The sequence below is a fragment of the Bifidobacterium psychraerophilum genome, assembly GCF_000741705.1.
GTDB classification, from domain to species: Bacteria; Actinomycetota; Actinomycetes; order Actinomycetales; family Bifidobacteriaceae; genus Bombiscardovia; species Bombiscardovia psychraerophila.
This window is the reverse complement of sequence record NZ_JGZI01000009.1, coordinates 294,841-318,446: the sequence shown is the minus strand read 5'-3', so window position 1 is coordinate 318,446 and position 23,606 is coordinate 294,841. Positions and strand designations below refer to the sequence as shown.

General features: G+C 57.9%; 34 protein-coding genes. All 34 read right to left on the bottom strand.

The genetic code is table 11. The annotated features are described in order from the left end of the window. Positions 1-40: 40 nt before the first annotated feature. A complete protein-coding gene (locus BPSY_RS05285) occupies positions 41-1,036 on the bottom strand; it encodes a DNA-directed RNA polymerase subunit alpha (RefSeq protein WP_033494772.1) in 996 nt (331 codons plus the stop codon). 76 nt (positions 1,037-1,112) lie between these two features. Further along, positions 1,113-1,511: a 30S ribosomal protein S11 gene (rpsK, locus tag BPSY_RS05280; RefSeq protein WP_015022328.1), complete on the bottom strand. Its 399-nt coding sequence runs from the start codon at positions 1,509-1,511 to the stop codon at positions 1,113-1,115. 78 nt (positions 1,512-1,589) lie between these two features. Continuing rightward, a complete protein-coding gene (rpsM, locus tag BPSY_RS05275; RefSeq protein WP_033494770.1) occupies positions 1,590-1,967 on the bottom strand; it encodes a 30S ribosomal protein S13 in 378 nt (125 codons plus the stop codon). A gap of 131 nt (positions 1,968-2,098) precedes the next feature. Further along, on the bottom strand, positions 2,099-2,212 hold the full coding sequence (gene rpmJ / locus BPSY_RS11405) for a 50S ribosomal protein L36 (protein WP_043164480.1): 114 nt from the start codon (positions 2,210-2,212) through the stop codon (positions 2,099-2,101). Between the two features lie 22 nt (positions 2,213-2,234). Beyond that, entirely contained in the window at positions 2,235-2,453 is a 219-nt protein-coding gene (infA, locus tag BPSY_RS05270) for a translation initiation factor IF-1 (RefSeq protein ID WP_033494768.1), read from the bottom strand. A 101-nt stretch (positions 2,454-2,554) separates the two neighbouring features. Beyond that, positions 2,555-3,913 (bottom strand): MFS transporter, encoded by a 1,359-nt coding sequence (locus BPSY_RS05265; RefSeq protein WP_033494766.1) that lies wholly within the window; start codon positions 3,911-3,913, stop codon positions 2,555-2,557. 265 nt (positions 3,914-4,178) lie between these two features. Beyond that, complete coding sequence (locus tag BPSY_RS05260; RefSeq protein WP_033494762.1) at positions 4,179-4,733, bottom strand: Hsp20/alpha crystallin family protein; 555 nt, start codon at positions 4,731-4,733, stop codon at positions 4,179-4,181. 255 nt (positions 4,734-4,988) lie between these two features. Continuing rightward, positions 4,989-6,227, bottom strand: a complete 1,239-nt coding sequence (locus tag BPSY_RS05255) for a class C sortase (protein ID WP_152596771.1) — start codon at positions 6,225-6,227, stop codon at positions 4,989-4,991. Positions 6,228-6,307: 80 nt separating this feature from the next. After that, positions 6,308-8,833: a SpaA isopeptide-forming pilin-related protein gene (locus tag BPSY_RS05250; RefSeq protein ID WP_152596770.1), complete on the bottom strand. Its 2,526-nt coding sequence runs from the start codon at positions 8,831-8,833 to the stop codon at positions 6,308-6,310. Positions 8,834-8,857: 24 nt separating this feature from the next. After that, a complete protein-coding gene (locus BPSY_RS11615; RefSeq protein ID WP_152596769.1) occupies positions 8,858-9,088 on the bottom strand; it encodes a hypothetical protein in 231 nt (76 codons plus the stop codon). Positions 9,089-9,114: 26 nt separating this feature from the next. Beyond that, positions 9,115-10,902 (bottom strand): SpaA isopeptide-forming pilin-related protein, encoded by a 1,788-nt coding sequence (locus tag BPSY_RS05245; protein WP_033494759.1) that lies wholly within the window; start codon positions 10,900-10,902, stop codon positions 9,115-9,117. 667 nt (positions 10,903-11,569) lie between these two features. Then, positions 11,570-12,127: an adenylate kinase gene (locus BPSY_RS05240; protein ID WP_033494758.1), complete on the bottom strand. Its 558-nt coding sequence runs from the start codon at positions 12,125-12,127 to the stop codon at positions 11,570-11,572. 191 nt (positions 12,128-12,318) lie between these two features. After that, complete coding sequence (secY, locus tag BPSY_RS05235) at positions 12,319-13,647, bottom strand: preprotein translocase subunit SecY (protein ID WP_033495039.1); 1,329 nt, start codon at positions 13,645-13,647, stop codon at positions 12,319-12,321. A gap of 204 nt (positions 13,648-13,851) precedes the next feature. Continuing rightward, positions 13,852-14,322 (bottom strand): 50S ribosomal protein L15, encoded by a 471-nt coding sequence (rplO, locus tag BPSY_RS05230; protein ID WP_034886678.1) that lies wholly within the window; start codon positions 14,320-14,322, stop codon positions 13,852-13,854. Between the two features lie 2 nt (positions 14,323-14,324). Continuing rightward, a complete protein-coding gene (rpmD, locus tag BPSY_RS05225) occupies positions 14,325-14,510 on the bottom strand; it encodes a 50S ribosomal protein L30 (RefSeq protein ID WP_033494756.1) in 186 nt (61 codons plus the stop codon). After that, the gene (gene rpsE, locus BPSY_RS05220; RefSeq protein ID WP_034886675.1) at positions 14,510-15,253 is read right to left on the bottom strand and encodes a 30S ribosomal protein S5; all 744 of its coding nucleotides are present in this window, start codon (positions 15,251-15,253) and stop codon (positions 14,510-14,512) included. The genes rpmD and rpsE overlap by 1 nt, the downstream gene beginning before the upstream one ends. Continuing rightward, complete coding sequence (rplR, locus tag BPSY_RS05215; RefSeq protein WP_033494754.1) at positions 15,250-15,621, bottom strand: 50S ribosomal protein L18; 372 nt, start codon at positions 15,619-15,621, stop codon at positions 15,250-15,252. The genes rpsE and rplR overlap by 4 nt, the downstream gene beginning before the upstream one ends. 2 nt (positions 15,622-15,623) lie before the next feature. Continuing rightward, positions 15,624-16,163 (bottom strand): 50S ribosomal protein L6, encoded by a 540-nt coding sequence (gene rplF / locus BPSY_RS05210; RefSeq protein WP_033494752.1) that lies wholly within the window; start codon positions 16,161-16,163, stop codon positions 15,624-15,626. A gap of 17 nt (positions 16,164-16,180) precedes the next feature. Further along, positions 16,181-16,579, bottom strand: a complete 399-nt coding sequence (rpsH, locus tag BPSY_RS05205; protein WP_033494750.1) for a 30S ribosomal protein S8 — start codon at positions 16,577-16,579, stop codon at positions 16,181-16,183. Positions 16,580-16,664: 85 nt separating this feature from the next. Then, entirely contained in the window at positions 16,665-16,850 is a 186-nt protein-coding gene (locus BPSY_RS05200; protein ID WP_033494748.1) for a type Z 30S ribosomal protein S14, read from the bottom strand. Position 16,851: 1 nt separating this feature from the next. Continuing rightward, positions 16,852-17,439, bottom strand: coding sequence for a 50S ribosomal protein L5 (gene rplE, locus BPSY_RS05195; protein ID WP_034886673.1), 588 nt, complete (start codon positions 17,437-17,439; stop codon positions 16,852-16,854). Beyond that, a complete protein-coding gene (gene rplX, locus BPSY_RS05190; RefSeq protein ID WP_033494746.1) occupies positions 17,432-17,773 on the bottom strand; it encodes a 50S ribosomal protein L24 in 342 nt (113 codons plus the stop codon). Before rplX ends, rplE begins: the two co-directional genes overlap by 8 nt. A gap of 1 nt (position 17,774) precedes the next feature. Then, a complete protein-coding gene (rplN, locus tag BPSY_RS05185) occupies positions 17,775-18,143 on the bottom strand; it encodes a 50S ribosomal protein L14 (protein WP_033494745.1) in 369 nt (122 codons plus the stop codon). Between the two features lie 112 nt (positions 18,144-18,255). Next, positions 18,256-18,522 (bottom strand): 30S ribosomal protein S17, encoded by a 267-nt coding sequence (gene rpsQ, locus BPSY_RS05180; RefSeq protein ID WP_033494742.1) that lies wholly within the window; start codon positions 18,520-18,522, stop codon positions 18,256-18,258. A gap of 2 nt (positions 18,523-18,524) precedes the next feature. Beyond that, positions 18,525-18,794 (bottom strand): 50S ribosomal protein L29, encoded by a 270-nt coding sequence (gene rpmC, locus BPSY_RS05175; RefSeq protein ID WP_033494740.1) that lies wholly within the window; start codon positions 18,792-18,794, stop codon positions 18,525-18,527. Next, entirely contained in the window at positions 18,794-19,213 is a 420-nt protein-coding gene (gene rplP, locus BPSY_RS05170) for a 50S ribosomal protein L16 (protein WP_033494738.1), read from the bottom strand. Before rplP ends, rpmC begins: the two co-directional genes overlap by 1 nt. A gap of 4 nt (positions 19,214-19,217) precedes the next feature. After that, positions 19,218-20,045, bottom strand: coding sequence for a 30S ribosomal protein S3 (gene rpsC / locus BPSY_RS05165; protein ID WP_033494736.1), 828 nt, complete (start codon positions 20,043-20,045; stop codon positions 19,218-19,220). Then, entirely contained in the window at positions 20,045-20,404 is a 360-nt protein-coding gene (gene rplV, locus BPSY_RS05160) for a 50S ribosomal protein L22 (protein ID WP_033494734.1), read from the bottom strand. The genes rpsC and rplV overlap by 1 nt, the downstream gene beginning before the upstream one ends. A 21-nt stretch (positions 20,405-20,425) precedes the next feature. Beyond that, the gene (gene rpsS / locus BPSY_RS05155) at positions 20,426-20,704 is read right to left on the bottom strand and encodes a 30S ribosomal protein S19 (protein ID WP_033494732.1); all 279 of its coding nucleotides are present in this window, start codon (positions 20,702-20,704) and stop codon (positions 20,426-20,428) included. A 15-nt stretch (positions 20,705-20,719) separates the two neighbouring features. Next, entirely contained in the window at positions 20,720-21,550 is an 831-nt protein-coding gene (gene rplB / locus BPSY_RS05150; protein ID WP_033494730.1) for a 50S ribosomal protein L2, read from the bottom strand. A gap of 33 nt (positions 21,551-21,583) precedes the next feature. Further along, on the bottom strand, positions 21,584-21,880 hold the full coding sequence (rplW, locus tag BPSY_RS05145) for a 50S ribosomal protein L23 (RefSeq protein ID WP_033494728.1): 297 nt from the start codon (positions 21,878-21,880) through the stop codon (positions 21,584-21,586). Between the two features lie 5 nt (positions 21,881-21,885). Then, entirely contained in the window at positions 21,886-22,575 is a 690-nt protein-coding gene (gene rplD / locus BPSY_RS05140) for a 50S ribosomal protein L4 (protein ID WP_033494726.1), read from the bottom strand. A gap of 5 nt (positions 22,576-22,580) precedes the next feature. Continuing rightward, the gene (gene rplC, locus BPSY_RS05135) at positions 22,581-23,234 is read right to left on the bottom strand and encodes a 50S ribosomal protein L3 (protein WP_033494724.1); all 654 of its coding nucleotides are present in this window, start codon (positions 23,232-23,234) and stop codon (positions 22,581-22,583) included. A 16-nt stretch (positions 23,235-23,250) separates the two neighbouring features. After that, positions 23,251-23,559: a 30S ribosomal protein S10 gene (gene rpsJ, locus BPSY_RS05130; protein ID WP_003827292.1), complete on the bottom strand. Its 309-nt coding sequence runs from the start codon at positions 23,557-23,559 to the stop codon at positions 23,251-23,253. Positions 23,560-23,606 lie beyond the last annotated feature (47 nt).

Here is a 23,606-nt window from a genome sequence, read left to right as displayed (position 1 = left end):
GCGGCATCGACGGCTTTCACAGCGTCAATGCCGCAGCTGCTTACTCGTCTTCAGGCGAGAAGAAGGTACCGCCTTCGAGGTTGGTGGTATCAAATCCCAGAGGTGAGGCCTTGAGCGACAGACCCATGGTCTGCAGCTTTTCCTTCACTTCATCGATTGACTTCATACCGAAATTGCGGATATCGAGCAGGTCCTGCTCGGTATGGGCGACGAGCTCACCGATGGTGTGGATACCCTCACGCTTGAGGCAGTTATACGAACGCTGCGTCAGGTTGAGATCCTCGATCGGCACCGCCATCTCCGGATTCGTCTCTTCGACGACCGGAGCCGGTCCGACTTCCACGCCTTCGGCCTGCGTGTTGAGTTCGCGGCACAGTCCGAAGAGTTCAACGAGCGTTGAGCCCGCGGATGCAACCGCGTCACGAGGCGAAATCGCTGCCTTGGTCTCCACATCGAGGATGAGCTTATCGAAATCCGTGCGCTGTTCAACGCGCGTGGCCTCGACTTTGTAGCTCACCTTGAGTACAGGAGAGTAGATCGAATCCACAGGGATGCGACCGATTTCATCGGTGTCGAGCTTGTTGAGCTGCGCAGAGACATAGCCCCTGCCACGCTCAACGGTGAACTCGATTTCAAGCTCCCCATCCTCCGCGAGATTCGCGATATGCAAATCAGGATTGGCGATTACCACACCGGCGGGAGGCGTGATGTCCCCTGCGGTTGCTTCGCCGTTTCCGCTCTTGCGCAGATACATGACGACCGGCTCATCATATTCGCTGGTCAGCACGATGCCCTTGACATTGAGCAGGATCTCAGTGACATCCTCTTCAACACCTGGCAGCGTGGTGAACTCATGCAATGCGCCGGAGATGCGAACCGAAGTCACAGCAGCCCCGGGAATGGAGCTCAGGAGCGTGCGACGCAGCGAATTACCGAGCGTATAGCCGAAACCGGGCTCAAGTGGCTCGATGGTGAAACGAGAACGTTGAGAATTAACGACTTCCTCAGTAAGTGTTGGACGCTGTGCGATAAGCACTGTTGTTATCCTTTCAGCTCTGGTCGATGGTGCACTCATCGGCCTTCGCGGGTGGATGGATGGGTTTCTTTAGTGCTCAGACGCGACGGCGCTTGGGTGGACGAACGCCGTTATGCGCTTGTGGAGTGACATCGGAGATTGAACCGACTTCGAGTCCTGCTGACTGCAGGGAACGAATAGCGGTCTCGCGGCCTGAACCCGGCCCCTTGACGAAGACGTCGACTTTCTTGACGCCATGCTCCATAGCCTTGCGCGCGGCCGACTCCGCAGCCATACCCGCTGCGTATGGTGTCGACTTACGTGAACCCTTGAAACCGACATCGCCACCTGAAGCCCATGCCACAACAGCGCCGGACGGATCGGTGATCGAGATGATCGTGTTATTAAATGTTGACTTGATGTGCGCCTGCCCGACCGGAACCGACTTACGATCCCGACGACGGGGCTTGCGCGCGGCTTGCTTCGCAGCTGCCATTGACCCTCGTTTCCTAATAACGAACTATTTCTGGTGTCCAGACGATGGAGCGTTCATTCCGTGGTCTGGAGCAAGGCCTTACTTGGTGGCCTTCTTCTTTCCTGCAACCGTGCGCTTCGGGCCCTTGCGGGTACGGGCATTGGTCTTTGTACGCTGTCCGTGCACAGGAAGACCCCTACGGTGGCGCTGGCCCTGATAGGAGTTAATTTGGATCTTACGGCGAATATCCGCATCGATCTCGCGACGCAGATCACCCTCGATCTTGTAGTTGCCTTCGAGGTAATCTCGCAGCGTGATAAGCTGCTCATCCGTGAGATCCTTGACGCGGGTGTCCGGATTGATTCCGGTCTCGGCAAGAGTTTTCTCGGCGCGAGTACGTCCAACACCAAAAATGTAGGTGAGGGCGATTTCAATGCGCTTCTCATTAGGGATGTCGACTCCGGCAAGACGTGCCATTGCGATTCCTTCTTGTTCCTACGCAGGTTATGCACCAAGTCGTCCGGTTTCCCGGCCCAGGCCTGCGTGCCCGGGGTTCAGCGTATAGCTGTGACTTAGCGCCTTTTTTCTATTGCCGCTGGCTGGTCTGCTCAGCCCTGACGCTGTTTATGGCGCGGGTTGCTGCAGATCACCATGACGCGGCCGTGACGACGGATCACACGGCAGTTCTCGCAGATCCTCTTCACACTTGGGCTGACCTTCATGGTTTTCCTTTACTTGTACCTTTTACTTGTAACGGTACGTAATACGACCACGGTTCAGATCGTATGGACTCATTTCGAGCACGACACGGTCCTGGGGGAGGATACGGATGTAGTTCTTCCGCATCTTGCCAGAAATCGTAGCGAGCACAATGTGTTTGTTTTCCAGTTCGACGCGAAACATTGCGTTCGGCAATGCCTCGGCTACTCGACCTTCAACTTCAATCACACCGTCTTTTGCCATGAGCCTCATTCCGTTCTTTGGACGTATTACACTGTTATGTCCGAAGACACACCAAATTGCAAATATAGCAGCAATCTCGGATATGTGCTATGGGTGTGTCGTCAGAGTTTCGCGAGCGCCCATGCCGAGGGTTCCGGGATGGTCGTGATGGCCCGGCTCAGATTCGCGATCAGCATACTGATTCCTATCACCACCAGGAATACGCCGATCGACACCGTGAAACCCAACAGGGGAAGCATGCTTCCCGCAATGCCTCCGCAGAACATCGACAAGGCCTGTGCAGGGACGGAGATAACCGTCGCCACCCTGCCTTGAAGCTGCTCATCGGTTTTGGAGAACACAAAACCGAACAGCATAGAATTGACCAGGGGGAAGGGTACCGCCACGAAGGCGTAGCAGATGAGGATAAGCCAATAGTTGCTATCGAAGAGCATCGGTATGGCGCATACGAAAGCCATGATGAAGGCTCCCCGCATCGCGTTGCCGACATGCGCCTTCTCACTGAGGCGGTTCGCCAGTATCGAACCGATCAGCATACCGACGCAAACCCCGGTATCCATCAGGCCGATGCGGAAAGGCTGGGTGCCGACATTGATCAGATGCAGCTGGATCGTGTACTGGATGCCATTGAGGCCGAAGTTGATCAGACTGGCCACAACGATGATGATCGGTAAGCGGTAGGTGTGGAATGTCCATTTCCACCCCAGCACGACATCACTGATGAACGAGGGCCGTTGCGCGGTATGACCATCAGCTGGCATGTGCTCCGTCGCATCGCCTCCGGCGCCCGCCGTTCGGGTCGGACCAGCGTCGACCGCGGTATCGACGGAGGTATCAACAGGGGCATCGGTGCCGGCGTCATGTTCCCCGGAATCACCATGCCTGTGCAGATGAAGCCGAGTCGCGCTGCCTCCTGCGATCGCATACACCACAGCCGAGCAGACGAAGGGCAGCCAGGGCTGGATGCCGTAGAGGATGCCGCCTATCGGGCTGCCTGCCATATTGATGGTCGCATCGCGACCTTCATTGATGCTGCGTGCCTTGGAGTACTCCCGCATGCTGATTATCGAACGGAGGGCGGCGTCCGTCGCCTCTCCGATAAGACCCGTGGTGCATGCGGCTATGCCGACGACTGCGAACAACATGACGATGTTCAGACGTCCACCGATCATCAGTACCGAAACCACCGTCCACAGCAGTGTCTGGATGATCGCATTGGCGATGATCAGTGGTTTTCGCTCATGCCGGTCGACGATTGCACCTCCCAGCAGCGTGCATCCCTGTTGCAAGGCCGCGGACAGTGTGGCCAGCCACCCGGCTGTGGCGAGCGAATGGGAGACGGAGAATGCGATCAGCGGAATGGCGAAACCCCGTAATGCCGTGCCTACCGCGACAGCGGTGTCGGCTGTGAACCAAGCCAGATACCCCTGAGAACGCCACAGTTCGCTCGTTCCGCTCACGCTATACCTCTCCCCCGAAGCCCATCCGCGCTTCTCAGACAGTGTATTCCTCTTACGTGAATATCGTCACCGACGCGGAAAAGGTCAGAGGCGGGGGTGGCACGGCCATAGGTACCGGCATGTCAAGCAAGGCTTTCGTCCACGCGCTGTTGGAGGCCTTGCGGACATGAAAACTGCCCCGGCGGGACGGCGGTATGCACCATGCAAGCAGAACCGTCCCGCTGGAGCAGTTATCCAGCTTCAGTGCCTTGGAACGCTGTGCCACTCAGCTTTCGATGGCTATCGTGTGGGCCTGCTCGACCTGCGGAGCAGTGTTCTTCGGAATCTGCAGGCAGAGTGTGCCATTCTGGTACTTCGCGTGGATATCGGACTCCTTGACATCTGAGCCCACGTAGAAGCTGCGCGAGCAGCTGCCGATATAACGCTCGCGACGCAGCCACCTGCCTGAGTCGTCACCCGTGTCCGTCCGGGCATTCTCGGTGTTGCCTGCCGACGCCCCGTCGCCGCTCCGATCCGTCGTGCTCTGATCGCCCTCACTGTGATTCTCCTCGCGATGCGCGGAAACGGTCAGATAGCCATTGTCGAGTTGGATCTTGATGTTGTCCTTGTCGAAGCCGGGCATATCAATATCCACATCGTAGGAATCACCGTTATCCTTGACATCGGTGCTCATCAGTTCCGATCCCATGATCGGCATCAACGACGAGCCTTCGGCTTTCGCGGCATTGTTGCCGCGTGACCCACGCCATCCCGCAAAGAAGGGATCATCAAAGAGATCACTGAAAATAGAATCGTTCATCAAAGCCGGAAACATTGCCATAATCGATACTCCTTCATCGTCAAGGAGGAGAAGCAGCTTGGCTGCAGGTCGAATCCAGATCCAGGATCCTGTCCCGGACCTTGCACCTTTCGGCGCGCCGATCCGCTTCGTGACTGCTTCCGGGACCCTTCTTTCGGGTCCCTGCCGTACCTTTCACTTCTCACAATAAGCAATGGTCGCCACAGCTTCCCCACTTTTACCAGTGGCGAAAACTTGAGTGCATTGGACTCAAGTTTGAAGCGTGATCGAAAGCCTTTACCACCAGGGAAGCCAGTAGGCATGGCGGGCACGCATGAAGCGCATGGCCCGCCGCCGGCGACGTGCTATGAAGGCACACAGCAATGAGGCCAGCAGCAGGATGACACCGCACACAGGGATCCACAGCAGGTCGCGACGGGCATCAGGAATGGGCGAAACAGGCTGGGGAATGTCTCCGCGCAGACCAGATACCAACAGACGATGCGTATTGATGCCGTATGGTGTGCACGTCATCAGCGTCAACCGTTCCTCGCCCTCGACGATGTCCATTGCGGAGAAATCGGTCGGCTCGATCACCTGGATGCGATCCACGATATATCCGAAGGTTCTGCCCATGGTGGTCACGTACATCTCGTCGCCTTTCTTCAACTCGCCAAGGCGGGTGAAGAACATGGCGGTCGGCAGCCCTCGGTGCGCGGTGATAACCGTATGTGAGCCCGGCTGGTCAACAGGGAAGCTCGTGCCATACAAATGACCGGCACCGGAGTTCAGCGTCTGTGATGATGTGCCGTGATACACGGGAAGTTTCACGGAAATCTGGGGTACTTCGATGGAACCGATGATGCCCCCGCCCTGATCCAGGGTTTTCATGTATTCCTCATCCTGTTCGGATGTGCTCCCTTCGTTTGAATGCTGAGCTTCGGCGACTCCGACAAGCTGCCCCAGGGCCTGCCTGACATCATTGCTGTGCTCGGCGCCCGAAAAGGGATCATTCAATTCGCCAATATTGCGGGAACCGGATTGGGCAAGCCTCATATTGTATTCGCGTGCCCGCTGCAGCGCCTCCTCCCCTTCGGGATACGGCCACTGTGCGACCTTTCGGTTGGATTCCTCCGCGATCGTCGCGAATTTGTATGCGCTGTAGGTTTGGAACAGCATCGGGTACAGCACGATGGCCAAGCCGCACATCACCGCGAAAAAGGCCACGAAACGGTATATGGAGGCCTTCCGCCGCAGTTTGAATTGCAATTGTGCCACACGGGAGGCCTGAGCCAAGGAATCGGCCATCAAGGCATCGAATGCCAGGGATTCAGCATCCCCCGAACCACGCCGATGGGGATCCTCTACGGCCGTCTCCTCACTGACCCCTTCCACCACTGCGGCGGACCTCTGAGAGTCTTGGCCATCATCGGGCGTAGTCACTCTGTCGGCATCGCCGACACCGCTTCCCGCCTCGATGTCGCTTGCGCCGAGTTCGGCATTACCGCTTCCCGCTGTGCTGATCGATATCGACATGTCTCCCCCCTCAGCGCCTTGCCATCCTCGTTCACGACCGGCTGCGGCGGCTTCCCCGGACGCCACCGCAGCCGATATATTCACTTGCCGTCATTCGACGGCATTGGATCCGCCGGCGCGGTCGCCCCGGGATCGCCGTCATGCTTGAGCAAGCGGCACGCGCCCATCGCCGTGCCCATCAGGTCGTCCGCCTGGCCACCCTGCCGATCTCCCTCTTCACGCGACCTGCGGCGTTTCAGGAGCACACCGATCAGCAAGGCCAAAGCAGCCAGCAACGCGAGAAGCAGCATGCCCGCACCTGTTCTGGCCAGCACGCCCCATGGGAAAGGAGCGATGGCGTCGACATCCTGCGATGTTTTGCCATTCAATACGTCGATCTCGTGGGCGTAGAAGGTGTGCCTCACATGATCCACGTCATTCACCCATTCGTTGGTGGCCGGGCGCAGATAGGCGGGGAGCGAAGCGGGTTGCAGGTAACTGGCGTTGGCATAGAGGTATTCCGTCGCCAATACTTCCGTCGGCCTCGTGTCGCTGCTGTACCGGGGGACGATACGCATGGGGAAGTTGATCATCCCGATGTTTCCCGAATCATAGCCATTCGGCTGTCTGATCTCCTTGACCCGATACTCGATCTGCGCCTCCAAGCCCTTCACCCGCACCCTGCCGGAAGCATCGCTGGTGAGCAACTGTCCTTCACCCTGCGCGCAGGGCGCATTACCGCTGCGATGATAGACACCGGCACGCAGTGCGAAACACTGGGCAACCCCGCCAGTGAGAATGCTGAATTGTGCGCCCCGCAAGCTCGTGTTGCTCCGCGAATCGATTTTCGTGATGATCAGTGGAAAGGTAAAGACCGCTGTCCGCAAAGAAATGATTCTTGTAAACATATCCGCATCGAGGAACTCCGTGTAATCGTGCATATACGAGTTGTTGGAGAATTCCACCGTAGCCACGGTCTGCTCCTTGGTGGCGATGCTGGCATTATCCGAAGCGGCGTCGAAAAGAATGCGCTGCGTGTATTCGACGGTCACGGCTTTGCCGCCATTCCCGCGCAGCACCCAGTTGGGTATCTGGACGACGAAGTACCGCTCACCTTGGGCATTCGATGCGGACTGCACGAAGCCGAAGCAGGGCGTTGACGTGTTCGCTGTATCGAGGACGCAGCTGTTCTGGTAGTTCAGCACCGTTGAGCCCACCGTCACCTTCATCGTCCGGGCGTCGACATCCGATAGACCCCTGCCGGAATAGTCCAGGGAGATATCGAAGCGGACCGGATTCCTTGTCGTATCCGCCACCCCTCGCACCGACGAAGAAGCGGCACCACGCATCAGAGCCGAATCGACCACTCCTTGCTCGGCAAGGGCGGCTGCCCGACGCGCTGCGGCGGGATTGGCGGGCTTCGTACTGCTGGCGGAAGTCCAATGCTGCGCACCCGCAGCCTGGTGGCCGAATCCGTTCTGGATGGGCGTGCCATCCGCGAGCGCGGCGCCGGAGGCTCGCCCTCCTTCGTACGCGCCGTGTCCTGAGTCACGTAGGAAATTGTCGAAATGCGGAATATTGGTTCTGATGATATAGGGCACTTCGTTGTTCATGGCGTAGGAGGGATGATTCCGCTTCCACGCATCGTTGATATCCAGGGTGACGGTTACGGCATCCCCTTTGACGTTGAGTACACCGAGCCGATGGAGCACTTCGGTTCCGGAGGGATTGTACAAGTCATAATATGAGATGCTCCCGGTAGATATCGGGATCCTTGTGCCAAGAACCATCGCAGGAGGATGCGTCCCATCCAGAGGCGTGCCGAACTGGCTTTGCGGATGCGGATGCATCAGAATATACAGCCCGGCGCCAAAGGCATCAGGATTGGTGGGGAGCACAAATCCTATTTCGTCATCGGTGGCATCGTCAAGGTCGAAGACGGCTCTCGACTTGCCATCGGCATACTCGATGCCTGTCTCCTGATCATAAAAGAGACCGAAGCAGGACGGGTCCATTCCCGGCACGCAATCATTGCTCTCCGAGGCACCCAGCTCATCTTCGAGCCAGTCGGCCAGAATCCTGAAGGGACCCGTTGTCTGCGTGTTCGTATTCAACCAGGGATCGGTATCGCTTTCGGTGACCGGATACTGCCATTGCTCGGCGGCCCATTGCAAGGGGTCCGTGCCCATGATCAGTCCGGCCGCATCGGGTGTTGGGGCGCTACCGCTCAGCATGCGCTCAATGGCGACGATTTCCAGCGCCAGGGTTTGTTTGAAGTTGAGGGGTGTGGCGCCGCCACCGACCACGGTGCCGTCCGAAAGGGTGTTGCTGGATATGTTGACGCCGCTATTCACCGTTTCCAGCTTCAGGCTGACCGGCTTGCCGCCCACTTGGGTGATGTCCACATAATTGGCGATTTTGTATGCCCGGAAGGTATGACCACGAGTGACATCCCCGGTAACGATGATCCGTGGCTCGGTATCACTGATGTCCGGAGGCGTCGGTGCGGCATCAGCTGTGAATGTGACGCCTGCGCACATCAGCACCGCCAGCAGTGCAGCGACGATGCTGCCGAAAACATGATGGTCCATGGCAGAACCGTCATTCATGCGTGTATTGACTGACATATTCAGACACCTTCTCTGGACGGGTTACGCAGCTATGGGCTTGGGTATGGGGATCGGGGAGTTCTTCGTCATCCTGGGCACGAAGCCATGAAAACCGAGAATGGTTCTGAGACCCTCGACCGCGCCCGCACCGAGGGGATGGACGACAAGCACATGCCGGATGATGCGATGGCGGGGGAATGCCGCATCACGGTATTGGGGAAGCCCTCCCCCACGCCTCGAAGGACGCGAGAGAGAGGGCTTCTTTCTTGTCATTGCCGGAGATCCAACAGCTCTCGCTATCAGACTGCCGAGGCTGCGGTTTCAGCCTTGGCGCTCTGGCGGTGTGCGCGGACACCGATGATGGTGACGGCTGCACCGATGATCAGGAAGAGCGCGATGCCAATGCCACCCGTGTAAGGCAAGTTGGCCAGGGTCTTCTTCGTATCACCGACGGTGACGGTCTTATCACCGTTGGTCAGCCAGGTATCCGTTGAACTATCAAGCACGTAGTCCACCGAAGACACGGTCTGGGTGTTCAACGCGAATGTCGCCGAGATGGTGACCTTGAACGGCGAGACCGCATAGAAATCGGTCGGCGCCGAGGTCTCGGTGAAGATATACTCTCCGGATGCGATACCGTAGATCTTGAAGGAACCGGCGGTCCTCGAGACGATAACCGTCGAACCTGCGGGATCATATCGATACACACCGCTGTTCGCACTGGTCTCGGTGAACGTCAGGGGCACGGACGGGGCGCTGGCCCTGGCCACGGTGAAGCTTGCATTGGGGAGCTTCGTCGCGGGGTCAGCCTTATCGACCTTCTCCAAGTCGATGCCGAAGGTGTATGCGGTTGCGTCATCTTCGCTGTCGTGCGCTTCGGTGTGATCCGGGTTCGTGTACTTCACCGAGTTGGTGTTGGCAGGAAGATTGGTCAGGGTATCAACCGCGTACACCGCTTCGGCCTGGTCATTGATGACCGCCTTGTAACGGATGCGGATGATGGTGCCTGCCGGCACGGGGATCGTGGTGGTGGGAACGGTTGCCACGTTCTCCCACTCGGTGCCTCCGGCTGCGGTCTGAGCGGCAAAGAGATTCTCAAGATTGGTGATTGTGAGGATCTGTCCTGCCTTGGAGATTGAGCCCGCCGGCAGCTTGCTCGCGATGTTGGTGGTATCCGCACCGGCGTAGATCTCCACGTCGGTCACGGCCGGAAGATCCAAGGCCGTCGGGAAGGTATCCGTGATCGTGGTCGACCAGTTGATCTTTCCTGCAGGAATCGTGGGAACGGTGAAGGTCACCTCATATTCGACCTCGTCACCGATGTTGAAACCGGTGCCGTTGCCGACGATGGTCTTACCCACATAGGTCGCGTCGTTCTTCAGCTGGGCCACACCCAGTTCCGGCTTCACACCTGTTCCACCGTCGGCGAAGTCCACGAAGCTGCCGCTGCCTGCGGGGTTCCATGCCTTCGTGCCTACGATGATCGGCAGGGAGTGCGCCGCTGAGCTTGATGGGGAGGAATCGACGATCAGGTACAGACCTTCGTCCAGATTCGAGAAGGTGATCGTACCGCCGGCTGGGACAGGATCGCCTGATTTGACACCGGGCACGATGGCCGTGGTGTTGGTCGTGAAGTTAGCCGTCCCGGCCAGCTGCTGTGCGAAGACCTGGAGCTTGCCCGCATACGGTGAAACCGCGGAAATCGTATCGTCCGAAATCGGAGTGGTGGTGTATCCCAACCAGTTGGCCGCAACCCAGCCAGCAGGTTTCGCAGCGTCGATGGTGGCGGCTGGCGCGCCAGCGGCTATTGCCGCGTCCTTGATATCGTCATTCACACCTGAACCGGTATTGGCGGCGATACCGATGGAATCGATCTTCCCTGCCGCAGTGAACACCTTGTTCTCATACTCACCGATGAGATATGCGGTGTAGGTGGCGCCTGTTTCGCCTGCCTGCGTAACGTTGACGGTGATGGTGGCATCGTTAGTAGCTGCTTGCGCAGTACTGACGAGACCGAATCCCGCCAGCGTGACAGAGGCTGCGGCCACCAAGCCCGCCAGTCTCTTCACACGTAATTTCGTGTTCATGATTACTTCTCCTGCTCTGTTGAACGTAACTATTCACGAAACGGATTAGTCCCATGCATCTAGAAGCCGCACGCACGTCATCCTTTTCTTGTGCCGTCCTCCACTGGATGAGCAGCTTCCGCTCCTCGCATTGAGGTACCGATGCCGCGGATCCGGTGAAGCGCAAACCGAACCCCCTAAGCAAAGAGCCGGATGCCCATCACACCCCGTGAGGCACGTATCGCAATTATTGACACGTCAACACTTTTTACAGAATATCCGTAGTTATACATAGTGTCAATTCTCGGACGAAACGTATCGTTCATGTGATTGTGGCCTGGAGTCGATGGCGCCCGTATGGAGACGCAGACATGGCGCTCCGGGAATGCCGCGGCACATCGGCCACGACGGTATCAACCGTGCTCTCTGGATGGCATGCCGCATTGCATACCGATGATGCTGCCAGAGGCTGTGTTCAGGCGCGACGGGTCCGCATCTTTGGGTGGCCCGTCGTTGCAGATATGACAACTGCTTCAACGGAACCGGAACTCTCGACGCCAAAGCGTGATTATCCGTCCTGTTGAAGCAGTGATCATGTGGTGCCAGGATTTCCTGGCTTCGTCTTTCGACTCCCTGCCCTCGCTGTGGTCATGCCGGGATGACTCACAGGCCGAGCGGCGCGGGATCCTTAGAGTCGAGCGATGATGGCAGCTGAAATATCCGATATTTCGCCCACACCGTCGACCTCGACGAGCTTGCTCCGATCGCGGTAGATGTCCAGGATCGGTGCGGTCTCATGCTCGTATACATCGAGGCGTTTCTCGATGGCCTCAGGGGTGTCGTCGGCACGGCCTTCGATTTCCGCGCGCTTCGTCATACGCTCCATCAGCACGCTTCGGTCGGCGGTCAAAGCGACCGCGGCATCCAGAGGGGTGCCGAGCTCTTCGAGCATGGTATCGAGAGCTTCAACCTGGGCCGCATTACGCGGGTATCCATCAAGGATCCAACCCTTGGCGACGTCATCCATCGCCAGACGATCCTTCACGATCTTGTTCGTCAGTTCATCGGGGACGAGCAGTCCCTGATTCATGAAGCCCTTCGCCTCCTGGCCGAGCGGGGTGTTGTTCTTCAGGTTGTAACGGAAGATGTCACCGGTGGAAATGGCCGGGATACCGTAATGCTTGGCCAACAGCTCCGCCTGTGTGCCCTTGCCGACTCCTTGCGGTCCCATGATTAACAGTCTCATTGTGTGATCCTTTGCTGCGGTTGTGGCTGCGTGCACCGTGCGATATCCAGAACGCATGCGCATTCATACGCGGCATGCCGGATTGCGCTCTCCATAGGTGCTGAGATGCACGCTCTTGCTTCTTGATATTGGAATGTGCACACTCCGGATGTTGAAATCAGGAATGTGCACACGGTGAAATGGGATGCTACCTAGTTCTTGTGATCGTTGTCCTCGAAAAGGAAGCCGGCATATTGGAACTGTTCGGTCTGGGCCCGCGCCTGACGCAAGGTATCCAAGCCGACGCCCGCGATGATGAGGATCGTGGTGCCACCGAAAGGCAGCTTGCTGCTGATGCTCATCACCATGATCAGCACGGTGGGGATCAGCGCCACGAAGAGCAGGTACACGGCTCCGACCGTATTCAGACGGTTCATCACATAGGTGAGATACTGGCTTGTCGCACGGCCGGCCCTGATCCCCGGGATGAAGCCGCCGTACTGCTTCATGTTATCCGCGGTCTCATCAGGGTTGAAGGTGATCGAGGTGTAGAAGAAGCAGAAGAACACGATCATCAGAGAATAGAGACCGATGTACCAGACTGAAGTGGTGCTGGCCAGGTTGTTGTTGATCCAGGTCACCCAGCTCTGATCGGTATTGCCGAACTGTGCGATAAGCGTCGGGATCGCCAGAATCGAAGAGGCGAAGATGGGGGGAATCACGCCGGACATGTTGATTTTGAGCGGCAGATAGGTTGAAGAGCCGCCATACATTTTGCGGCCGATCATGCGGCGTGTGTACTGCACCGGGATACGACGCTGAGAAAGCTCGACGAAGACCACGAAGACCAGAATGACGATGAGGACGGCGGTGACGATGCCGAACTTCTGCCAATTGCCGTTGGTGCCGTTCGTTCCCCAGCCGATCTCCCACAACTGAGGCAGGAAGCCCGAGCAGATGGACATGAAGATGAGGACTGACATGCCGTTACCGATGCCTTTATCGGTTACGAGCTCCGCCATCCACATGATCAGGCCGGTGCCGCCGGTCATGATGAGGACCATGACGATAAGGTTCCACACCGAGCTGTCGGGAATCACCTGGCCGCTGCATGCGTAGTTGAAGAGCGCACCGGAACGGGCCGTCACCAGAATGGTCGTGGACTGCAGCACAGCCAGGCCTATGGTGAGGTAACGCGTGTACTGCGTAAGCTTCGCCTCGCCCGACTGCCCCTCTTTGTGGAGGGCCTCGAAACGAGGAATGACCACACGCAGCAGCTGCACCACGATTGACGCGGTGATATAGGGCATGATGCCCAATGCGAAGATCGAAAGCTGCAGCAGAGCGCCGCCAGAGAAGAGGTTCACCAGTCCGATGAAGTCTTCGCTGCTCGCCGAGGTGATGCAGTCCTGCACCACTTTGTAATCCACTCCCGGAGTAGGAATGAACGAGCCTATGCGATAGATGATGATGATGCCAAAGGCAAACAGAATCTTGTTTCTGAGCTCTTTGGTCTTGAAGGCCTGGATTAAGGTCCGCACCTGGGTTTCCTCCCTGTAAACATCCAAAGCATGACACTGTTCTGATCAGCACTACTTCGATCGATGCAGTGGTTATGCCGACACACTAGAATATGAGTCTAGCCGAATCGGTACCGAATGACACACATATACGACAATGACCCTCCCCGAATATGGGGAAGGTCATTGTGGCATTACGGTGCTCATCCCCTTGGGACATCAACTTCAGTCCTCGGAGATCGAGCCTCCTGCGGCTTCGATCTTGGCCTTGGCCGAAGCCGAGGCCTTTACGCCCTTGAGGGTGAAGGGTGCAGAGACTTCGCCCTGACCGAGCACCTTGACGGCGTAACCACCACGAACCGCGCCCTTGGAGACCAATGCCTCAACATCGACATCGCCACCCTTGGGGAACAGCTCGCTCAGCGCAGCCAGGTTCACGACCTGGAACTGCTTCTTGAACGGGTTCTTGAAACCACGCAGCTTCGGAAGGCGCATGTACAGCGGCAGCTGTCCACCTTCGAAGCCTGGACGAACCTGGTAACGGGCCTTGGTGCCCTTGGTTCCACGTCCTGAGGTCTTACCCTTCGAACCTTCACCACGGCCGACTCGGATGCGATCCTTCTTGGCACCCGGCGCCGGACGAAGATCGTGCATCTGCAGGATCTCGACCTTGTTCTCTTCAGTGTTGGTAGCCATGATCAGTCAACCTCCTCGACTGTGACCAGATGACGAACCTTGTTCACCATACCGCGGTAAACAGCGGTGTCCTCACGAGTCACGCTCTGGCCGATCTTGTGCAGTCCGAGGGAACGAACGTTCTCCCGCTGCTTGATGTTGGAATTCACCAATCCCTTGGTCAGTGTGATCTTGATCTGCTTCGCCATCACTCACCTTCCTTCTGGTCGGTGGCTGCCTTGGCCTTGGCTTCTTCACGAGCCTTGCGGGCTTCGGCGATACCTTCGGCGCGTGCACGGAGCATGGAGTCCGGAGCGACCTCTTCCAAGGACAGACCACGGCGTGCCGCGATCTCTTCCGGCTCTTCGAGCTGCTTGAGTGCCGCCACGGTGGCTCGCACCATGTTGATGGCGGTTGCCGATCCCATGGACTTGCTCAGGATGTCGCTGATACCTGCGCACTCGAGTACTGCGCGCACAGGGCCACCGGCGATAACACCGGTTCCCGGTGCGGCAGGACGAAGCAGCACGGTACCCGCTGCATCATGGCCGATCACCGGGTGGGTGACGGTGCCACGGATGCGCGGAACGGTGAACATGTTCTTCTTGGCGTCAAGCTGGCCCTTGGCGATAGCCGCAGGAACCTCGCGTGACTTGCCATAGCCAACACCCACGGTGCCGTTGCCGTCGCCCACAACCACAAGGGCTGCGAAGCTGAAGGTACGACCACCCTTGTGGACCTTGGCCACGCGGTTGATGGTTACGACGCGGTCAAGAAGCTCGTCACGGTTCTCGTCACGACCATTGCGGCCACGACGCTCGCCACGACGACCCTCACCACGGCCACCGCGACGTCCGCCCTTGCGGTCGTCGTTGCGGTTGTCCGTTGCGCTCTGGGTGTTCTGTGATTCTGCAGCCACCTGAGTTTCCTTATTGTTCTGGTTCTCGCTCACAGTGCCAAACCTCCCTCACGTGCGCCGTCAGCAACCGCTGCGACACGACCGTGATACTTGTTGCCACCGCGATCAAACACGACGGCAGAGATGCCTGCATCCTGAGCCTTCTTAGCTACCAGCTCGCCAACCTTCTTGGCTGCCTCTGCCTTAGTCCCCTTGAAATCGGAGAACGATGCAGTCAATGTTGATTCGCTCACCAGGGTCACTCCCCTGCTGTCATCGACGATCTGCGCGATGACATTGCGGTTCGTGCGGGTGACGACCAGACGTGGACGCTCGGCGGTGCCGATGACGTGCTTGCGTAGGCGAGCGTGACGACGCAGACGAGCTACGTTCTTTCCCTTGCCCAAAATTCGGACTGTCATGCTTACTTACCAGCCTTTCCGGCCTTGCGCACGATGCGTTCGTCCGCGTACTTGATGCCCTTGCCCTTATAAGGTTCAGGAGCGCGAAGCTTGCGGATGTTCGCGGCCACCTGGCCAACAGCCTGCTTGTCCGTTCCACGGACGATCACTTCGTTCGCGTTCGGGAGTTCGAAGCTGATGCCCTCTGGAGGGTTCACGGTGATGGTGTGCGAGTAACCGAGGAAGAACTCGAGGCCCTTTCCCTTCGCAACCACGCGGTAACCGGTGCCGACGATCATCAGGTGCTTCGAGAAGCCCTCATGCACACCCTGAACCATCGATGCGATGATCGAACGGCTCAGACCGTGACGTGCACGGGTTGGCCTGAGATCATCGACCGGTGTCAGGATGATGTGCCCATCCTCGATCTTTCCGGTGATGCCCTCAGGGAGAACATATGAATCTGTACCCTTTGGTCCCTTGGCCGAGAAGGTGCCTTCGTCGATTGCGACGTCCACACCCGCTGGAATGGCGACAGGGAGCTTACCAATATGCGATGCCATGTTTCAGCTCTCCTTTCTCACCACACGTAGGCGACGATTTCGCCGCCAATGCCCCGGTCGAGGCACTCTTTTTGGGTTAGCAATCCCGAGCTGGTCGAGATTATGGCGATACCGAGGCCCCCAAGTGGCATGGGGAGCGAATCAGACTTGGCGTAGCGGCGCAGGCCAGGCTTCGAGACACGCTTGATGCCCTGAATGCTCTGTTCTCCGTGTGCTCCGTACTTGAGTGCTACCTCAAGAGTCTGACCGACCTTCGCCTCTTTCGAGGAGAAGTCAGCGATAAAGCCTTCACGCTTCAGAATCTGAGCGATATTCGCTTTGAATTTGGAATACGGCATATCCACGGTCTCGTGTTTTGCCGCACTCGCATTACGCAGACGCGTCAGCATGTCTGCGATAGGATCTGTCATTGTCATGTGGGCTTGTGCCCTTCCTCGCGGTGGTTTCCGCCGCTCTCACACTGGAATCAGTGCTTGAACCGCGGACCTTCAGCGTCGATCTTTACCAACTGGACTTCGTAACTCCGGGCAGTTCGCCACGGTGGGCCTTCTCACGAAGGCAGACGCGGCACAAACCGAACTTGCGGTATACGGAATGAGGACGACCGCAGACCTCGCAGCGCGTGTAGCCACGTACCTTGAACTTCGGCTTTGCGGCCGCTTTGTTCTTCAGAGCGGTTTTCGCCATATCAGTTCTCCTTGAAAGGGAAGCCGAGGTGCTTCAACAGCACGCGAGCTTCCTGGTCATCCTTGGTGCTGGTCACCACGGTAATATCCATACCGCGCTGGTGATCAATCTCATCAGGGTCGATCTCGTGGAACATCGACTGTTCCGTAAGACCGAAGTTGTAGTTGCCATTGCCGTCGAACTGCTTCGCGTCGATACCGCGGAAATCACGGATACGAGGCAGAGCCAGGGACAGCAGACGATCGAGGAACTCCCACATGCGATCGCCGCGAAGCGTCACATAGGCACCGATGGCCTGGCCTTCGCGCAGATGGAACTGTGCGACGGACTTCTTGGCCTTCGTGACCTTCGGCTTCTGGCCGGTGATCTTGGTGAGATCCTTGATGGCTCCCTCGATGAGCTTGGAGTCGCGCGCTGCGGCACCGACGCCCATTGAGACAACAACCTTCTGGATGCGGGCAACCTGCATCGGGTTCGAGTAGGAGAATTCCTTCTCCAGCTCGGCCACGATCTGCTCGTTGTATTGCTGCTTCAAGCGTGGGAGAGCAGGTGTTTCTACTGTGCTTGTTTCAACAGTGGTATCACTCATCTGCCAGCTCCTTGCCTGATTTCTTTGCGACGCGCACACGCACGGTCTTGACCTTGCCGTCACGCGCTTCTTCCTTCACGACAACACCCACGCGGGTAGGTGCCTTCGTCTCGGGATCGACGACCATCACGTTCGAGCGGTGAATCGGAGCCTCCACAGAGACGATTCCCGCCTGCTCACCCTGCTGGGTTGCACGCACGTGCTTCTTGACGATCTGGACGCCCTCGACGATCAGACGGTCATTGGAAAGCACACGGGAAACCTTGCCTTCCTTGCCGCGATCCTTGCCGCGAATGACCTTGACCTGATCGCCTGTCTTGATCTTGGCTACCATCTCAGATCACCTCCGGTGCGAGAGACACGATCTTCATGAAGCGCTTGTCGCGCAGTTCACGACCGACCGGTCCGAAAATACGAGTGCCCTTTGGCTCACGACCGGAGCCCAGGATGACAGCCGCATTCTCGTCGAACTTGATGTAGGAGCCGTCAGTGCGACGGTGTTCCTTTACTGTACGGACGATGACGGCCTTGACGACCTCGCCCTTCTTGACCGACCCGCCGGGGATGGCATCCTTGACGGAGGCGACGATGACATCGCCAATGCCGGCATAGCGACGCTTCGATCCGCCGAGCACTCGGATAGCCAAGATCTCCTTGGCACCCGTGTTGTCGGCGACATGAAGCCGCGATTCCTGCTGAATCATTGATTCTCCTTAGCCGAGCTGGTTCTCCCCACACACTCGGATGGTGCGCAATCCTCCCAACGGGATTCAAACGCGCACCATCCGGGTGTGTGCGGAGCCTTGCCGAACTTGTTTACTTGGCGCGCTCCACAATGGATTCGAGGCGCCAACGCTTGGTCTTGCTCAGGGGCCGAGTCTCCATGATACTCACGAGGTCGCCAACATGCGCCGCGTTCTGCTCGTCATGGACCTTGACCGTGCGATTCGAACGAACCACCTTGCCGTACAGGGGGTGGGTCGAACGCTGCTCGAGTTCTACCGTGACCGTCTTGTCCGCTTTTTCGGACACGACGTATCCGCGACGAACCTTGCGGAAGTTGCGCTCTTGCTTCTCAGCCATGCTTACTTCTCCTCAGCTTCGCTGGTTTTGGACTCTGCGGCTGCTTCCGGCTCCGGGCTGATGCCCAGCTCGCGCTCGCGCAGGATGGTGTACATCCTGGCGATATCGCGCTTCACTGCCTTGAGGCGTGCAGAGTTGTCGAGCTGACTGGTGGCCGACTGGAAACGGAGGTTGAACAGCTCCTCCTTGGACTTCTTCAGGAAGTCCTCAATCTCCACGTTGGTCTTCTCGCCAAGATTCTTGATTGTGTATTCTGCTGTTCCGACTGACATCAGATGTCACCGCCTTCACGAGCGATAATCCTGCACTTCATGGGGAGCTTGTCGATTGCACGACGCAGAGCCTCACGAGCTACATCATCGGTGACGCCACCGATCTCGAACATTACGCGTCCCGGGTGAATGTTGGCCACCCAAAACTCAGGAGCACCCTTACCGGAACCCATTCGGGCGCCGAGTGCGTGCTTGGTCAACGGACGATCAGGGAAGATCGTGATCCACACACGACCGCCACGCTTGATGTAGCGGGTCATGGCGATACGAGCTGCCTCGATCTGACGGTTCGTCACATATGCAGGTGCGAGAGCCTGGATGCCGTAATCGCCGAAAGCGATTTCGGTTCCGCCCTTTGACATGCCCCTACGTGTAGGACGATGCTGCTTGCGGTATTTAGTCCTCTTTGGGATAAGCATCCGCTCACTCCTTTACTTCCGTTGCGGCAGGTGCCGACTCGGCAGCGACCGGTGCGCTCTTGCTTGGTGAACCCTGGGCAGGTGCGGTCTGCTGAGACTGACCCTCTGGGCGGGAGCCTCTGCGTGGCCTGCGATCGGAGCCACGACGGCCCTGACGGCTGCCCTGCTGGGCCTGCTGCTCTTCGAACTCGCGCTCGGTCATGTCGCCCTTGTAGATCCAGACCTTGACACCGATGCGTCCGTAAGTGGTACGTGCTTCGAAGAAGCCGTAATCAATGAGTGCACGGAGAGTCTGCAGAGGAACGCGTCCCTCACGGTAGAACTCCGAACGGCTCATTTCCGCTCCACCAAGACGGCCTGCGAGCTTGATACGAATACCCTTGGCGCCTGCGCGCATGGCATCCTGCTGAGCCTTACGCATCGCGCGACGGAAGGTCACACGATTGGTCAGCTGCTCGGCGATTCCCTGGGCAACCAACTGGGCGTCGATGGTGGCGTTCTTCACTTCGAAGATGTTGAGCTGAACCTGCTTGCCCGTCAGCTTCTCCAGCTTGGCACGCACACGCTCTGCTTCAGCACCACGACGACCGATCACAATACCTGGACGCGCCGTGTGGATGTCCACACGCACGCGATCCCTCGTGCGCTCGATGACGATGCGGGACACGCCTGCACGCTCAAGATCCTTGTTCATGATCTTGCGGATCTTGTCATCTTCAAGCACGAAGTCGCGGTAACGCTCACCTGACTTGTTGGAATCTGAGAACCACTTGCTGCGGTGATCCTCGGTGATGCCGAGGCGGTACCCTAAGGGGTTAATCTTCTGTCCCATTATCGGGCTCCTTCCTTATCGGCGACAATGACTGTGATGTGGCTGGTGCGCTTGTTGATACGCGCCGCACGTCCCTGGGCGCGAGCCCTGAAACGCTTGAGAGTCACGCCCTCATCCACATACGTTTCCTTGATCACAAGGTCGTTCTCGCGGAAAGGCTCATTCGCCTTGTCCGCTTTGACGCGGGCATTTGCGATTGCACTTTCCAGAACCTTGCGAACCGGAACCGCCGCATCCTGAGGAGCGAACTTGAGAACGGTTACCGCCTCGGTCGCCTGCTTGCCTCGGATGAGGTTGACGACGCGGCGAGCCTTGCGCGGCGTCACGCGTACGTGACGAGCGATAGCTTTAGCTTCCATGTGTCTCTACTCTTCCTCGCCTCAGCGGCGTGCTTTCTTGTCATCCTTCACGTGCCCCTTGAAGGTACGTGTTGGAGCGAACTCCCCGAGCTTGTGGCCAACCATCGACTCGGTGACGAACACCGGGACGTGCTTACGGCCATCATGGACAGCGAAGGTGTGCCCAATGAAGTCAGGTGTGATCATCGAACGGCGCGACCATGTCTTGATGACATTCTTCGTGCCCTTCTCGTTCTGATCGTCGACTTTCTTCTGCAAGTGGGCGTCAACGAATGGGCCCTTCTTGATGCTACGAGTCATCTTTTCGAAACTCCCTTACTTGCGGTTCTTGCCATTGGGACGACGACGAACAATCATCTTGTTCGAAGCCTTCTTTGGATGACGAGTACGAACCTCGCCCTTGCCCCAAGGAGACACCGGCGGCTTGCCACCGCGGGTACGGCCACCATGTGGATGGTCAACAGGGTTCATGGACTCACCACGGGTGATCGGACGCTTGCCAACCCAACGAGCGCGTCCTGCCTTACCAAGCTGCAGGTTGGCGTGATCGGAGTTGCCGACCTCACCCACCGTTGCGCGGCAACGGGCATCGACGTTCCTGATCTCGCCTGAAGGCATACGGAGCTGCGCGAACGCACCATCCTTTGCCACCAGCTGCACGGCAGCGCCGGCAGAGCGGGCGATCTTCGCGCCACCAAGTGGACGAAGCTCAATCGCATGGATGACGGTACCTGTAGGGATGTTGCGAAGCGGGAGATTGTTGCCTGGCTTGATATCAGCCTCGGCACCGGTCTCGATGCGATCGCCCTGATGAATTCCTTCAGGTGCGACGATGTAACGCTTCTCGCCATCGGCGAAGTGCAGCAGTGCGATACGTGCGGAACGGTTCGGGTCATACTCGATATGCGCGACCGTTGCTGGCACGCCGTCCTTGTCCCAACGCTTGAAATCGATGAGACGGTACTGGCGCTTATGACCACCACCGCGATGGCGGCTGGTGATGCGTCCGTATGAATTGCGCCCACCGGTCTTGCTGAGCTTCCTCAACAAGGACTTCTCAGGCGTTGAACGCGTGATCTCAGCGAAATCCGAGACCGAGGCGTTGCGACGACCGGCGGTCGTCGGCTTGTATGTGCGGATAGCCATAATCTAGTTCTTCCTAACTTTCTCGGCTAGCCTTCAGTTGCCGAAGATGTCGATGGTCTGACCCTTGGCAACGGTGACGATGGCGCGCTTCTGGGAAACACGCTGGCCGAAACCGGTGCGGGTGCGCTGGCGTTTGCCTGCGCGGTTGAGGGTGTTGACATTCGTCACCTTGACATTGAAGATCTGCTCAATCGCCTGCTTGATCTGAACCTTGTTCGCAGTTGGGACCACCAGGAAGGTGTATTGACCGCGGTCGGAATTTGCGTAGCTCTTCTCAGAAACGACTGGCTTGATGATGACATCGTGCGATGGCTTGTGGATAGCTGACATTGAAATCAGGCCTCCTTAGCGGATTCGGTCTTGGAACCGGTCTTCGCCTCAACGAAAGCCTCAAGGCCTTCCTTGGTGAAAACGAGATCCTCGGCTGTCACCACGTCATACGTGTTGAGCTGATCGGCGAAAATGACGTGCACGGTGGGGATGTTCCTTACGGAAAGCCACTCGTTCACGTTCTCGCGTGAAAGGACAACGGTTGCGAAACGGTTCTCGGCAGCCTGCAGCAGGACGGCGTTGGCTGTCTTGGTTGAAGGCTTATCGGTGATTCCGAAATCGACGACATGCACACGACCGGCGTTGGCGCGATCCGAGATCACATAACGCAGAGCCGCGGCCTTCATCTTCTTCGGGGTCCTCTGGCTGTAGTCACGAGGCTGCGGTCCGTGCACGACTGCACCGCCTGCCCACTGAGGAGAGCGAATGGAACCCTGACGAGCACGACCGGTGCCCTTCTGCTTCCATGGCTTCCTGCCGCCACCTGAAATGGTGGAGCGGGTGCGCACAGCGTGGGTGCCCTGTCGGGCAGCGGCCAGCTGAGCCACGACTACCTGATGCACCAGCGGCACATGAGCCTGAATATCCTCAGCAGCGATACCGAAGATCTCTCCAGGTACATCCACCGAGCCGGCGGAAGCGCCCTTCGCATCCGTGACGTTCAGAACTGTGACGTTCTCAGTCTTGTTTGCCATGATGATCAGGCTCCCTTCACTGCTGAACGGACGATCACGATGCTACCTTGTGGCCCTGGGACAGCGCCCTTGATAGCGAGCACGCCGTTCTCGGCATCAGCCGAAACGATGACGAGGTTCTGCACTGTCGCGGTGTCATTACCCATACGACCTGCCATACGCTTTCCCTTAAGAATGCGACCTGGCGTTGCGCATGCCCCGACTGAACCGGGACGACGCTCGTTTTTGTGCGAACCGTGTGTGCGGCGATAGGACTTGAAGCCCCAGCGCTTGATGGTTCCTGCGAAGCCCTTGCCCTTGGTGGTGCCTGTGACGTCAACTTCTGTTCCCTCGGGGAGCAGCTCGACGGTCAGTTCCTGACCTGGCTGGAAGGAATCCGTTGCGGTGGTGCGAACCTCGACAAGATGACGACGAGGTGTGACACCGGCCTTGGCGAAATGACCTGCAAGAGGCTTGGTCACCTTGGTGGGGTCGATCTGGCCATAGCCGATCTGCACCGCCTGGTATCCGTCAGTCTCCTCGGTTTTCACCGCGGTGACAACGTTGGTGGACACATCCACCAGCGTCACGGGGACAAAGAAACCATTCTCGTCCCAGACCTGCGACATGCCCAGCTTCTTGCCGAGCAGCGCGGTGCGTTCCGTCTTCTGTGAAGTCATGATGGTTCCCTCCCCCCTACAGCTTGATTTCGATGTTGACGTCCGCAGGCAAATCGATATGCATCAATGAATCCACAGCCTTAGGTGTGGGATCGACGATATCAATGAGACGCTTATGTGTGCGCATCTCAAAATGCTCGCGGGAATCCTTGTATTTATGGGGAGAACGGATAACACAGAACACGTTCTTCTCCGTCGGCAGAGGAACCGGGCCAACAACAGTTGCTCCCGCGTTCGTCACCGTTTCGACGATTTTCTTCGCCGACTGGTCGATGACCTCATGGTCATAGGACTTAAGCCTGATGCGGATTTTCTGTCCCGCCATTGCCGTCCGCCCTTTCCTAGCGATTTAGATACTGTTTACCAGCCTGT

Coding starts and splice junctions, on each gene's coding strand:
- rpsJ (WP_003827292.1), bottom strand. CDS start 23,559: ATGGCGGGACAGAAAATCCGCATCAGGCTTAAGTCCTATGACCATGAG.
- rpsS (WP_033494732.1), bottom strand. CDS start 20,704: ATGACTCGTAGCATCAAGAAGGGCCCATTCGTTGACGCCCACTTGCAG.
- rpsC (WP_033494736.1), bottom strand. CDS start 20,045: ATGGGACAGAAGATTAACCCCTTAGGGTACCGCCTCGGCATCACCGAG.
- infA (WP_033494768.1), bottom strand. CDS start 2,453: ATGGCAAAAGACGGTGTGATTGAAGTTGAAGGTCGAGTAGCCGAGGCA.
- rpsQ (WP_033494742.1), bottom strand. CDS start 18,522: ATGGCTGAGAAGCAAGAGCGCAACTTCCGCAAGGTTCGTCGCGGATAC.
- rpmJ (WP_043164480.1), bottom strand. CDS start 2,212: ATGAAGGTCAGCCCAAGTGTGAAGAGGATCTGCGAGAACTGCCGTGTG.
- rplD (WP_033494726.1), bottom strand. CDS start 22,575: ATGGCAAACAAGACTGAGAACGTCACAGTTCTGAACGTCACGGATGCG.
- BPSY_RS05200 (WP_033494748.1), bottom strand. CDS start 16,850: ATGGCGAAAACCGCTCTGAAGAACAAAGCGGCCGCAAAGCCGAAGTTC.
- rplE (WP_034886673.1), bottom strand. CDS start 17,439: ATGAGTGATACCACTGTTGAAACAAGCACAGTAGAAACACCTGCTCTC.
- rplX (WP_033494746.1), bottom strand. CDS start 17,773: ATGGTAGCCAAGATCAAGACAGGCGATCAGGTCAAGGTCATTCGCGGC.
- rpmC (WP_033494740.1), bottom strand. CDS start 18,794: ATGTCAGTCGGAACAGCAGAATACACAATCAAGAATCTTGGCGAGAAG.
- BPSY_RS05240 (WP_033494758.1), bottom strand. CDS start 12,127: ATGAGACTGTTAATCATGGGACCGCAAGGAGTCGGCAAGGGCACACAG.
- rplV (WP_033494734.1), bottom strand. CDS start 20,404: ATGGAAGCTAAAGCTATCGCTCGTCACGTACGCGTGACGCCGCGCAAG.
- BPSY_RS05255 (WP_152596771.1), bottom strand. CDS start 6,227: ATGTCGATATCGATCAGCACAGCGGGAAGCGGTAATGCCGAACTCGGC.
- rplN (WP_033494745.1), bottom strand. CDS start 18,143: ATGATTCAGCAGGAATCGCGGCTTCATGTCGCCGACAACACGGGTGCC.
- rplC (WP_033494724.1), bottom strand. CDS start 23,234: ATGACTTCACAGAAGACGGAACGCACCGCGCTGCTCGGCAAGAAGCTG.
- rplW (WP_033494728.1), bottom strand. CDS start 21,880: ATGTCAGCTATCCACAAGCCATCGCACGATGTCATCATCAAGCCAGTC.
- rplR (WP_033494754.1), bottom strand. CDS start 15,621: ATGACAGTCCGAATTTTGGGCAAGGGAAAGAACGTAGCTCGTCTGCGT.
- rpsM (WP_033494770.1), bottom strand. CDS start 1,967: ATGGCACGTCTTGCCGGAGTCGACATCCCTAATGAGAAGCGCATTGAA.
- rplB (WP_033494730.1), bottom strand. CDS start 21,550: ATGGCTATCCGCACATACAAGCCGACGACCGCCGGTCGTCGCAACGCC.
- rplF (WP_033494752.1), bottom strand. CDS start 16,163: ATGGCATCGCATATTGGTAAGCTCCCTGTCGCCATTCCAGCGGGTGTG.
- rplO (WP_034886678.1), bottom strand. CDS start 14,322: ATGGCTACCAACACTGAAGAGAACAAGGTCGAGATCCTGCAGATGCAC.
- BPSY_RS05260 (WP_033494762.1), bottom strand. CDS start 4,733: ATGGCAATGTTTCCGGCTTTGATGAACGATTCTATTTTCAGTGATCTC.
- BPSY_RS11615 (WP_152596769.1), bottom strand. CDS start 9,088: ATGACAAGAAAGAAGCCCTCTCTCTCGCGTCCTTCGAGGCGTGGGGGA.
- rpsK (WP_015022328.1), bottom strand. CDS start 1,511: ATGGCAGCTGCGAAGCAAGCCGCGCGCAAGCCCCGTCGTCGGGATCGT.
- rpsH (WP_033494750.1), bottom strand. CDS start 16,579: ATGACAATGACAGATCCTATCGCAGACATGCTGACGCGTCTGCGTAAT.
- rplP (WP_033494738.1), bottom strand. CDS start 19,213: ATGCTTATCCCAAAGAGGACTAAATACCGCAAGCAGCATCGTCCTACA.
- rpmD (WP_033494756.1), bottom strand. CDS start 14,510: ATGGCGAAGCAGATCAAGATCACACTGACCAAGGGATTGGTGAATTCC.
- BPSY_RS05245 (WP_033494759.1), bottom strand. CDS start 10,902: ATGAACACGAAATTACGTGTGAAGAGACTGGCGGGCTTGGTGGCCGCA.
- BPSY_RS05250 (WP_152596770.1), bottom strand. CDS start 8,833: ATGTCAGTCAATACACGCATGAATGACGGTTCTGCCATGGACCATCAT.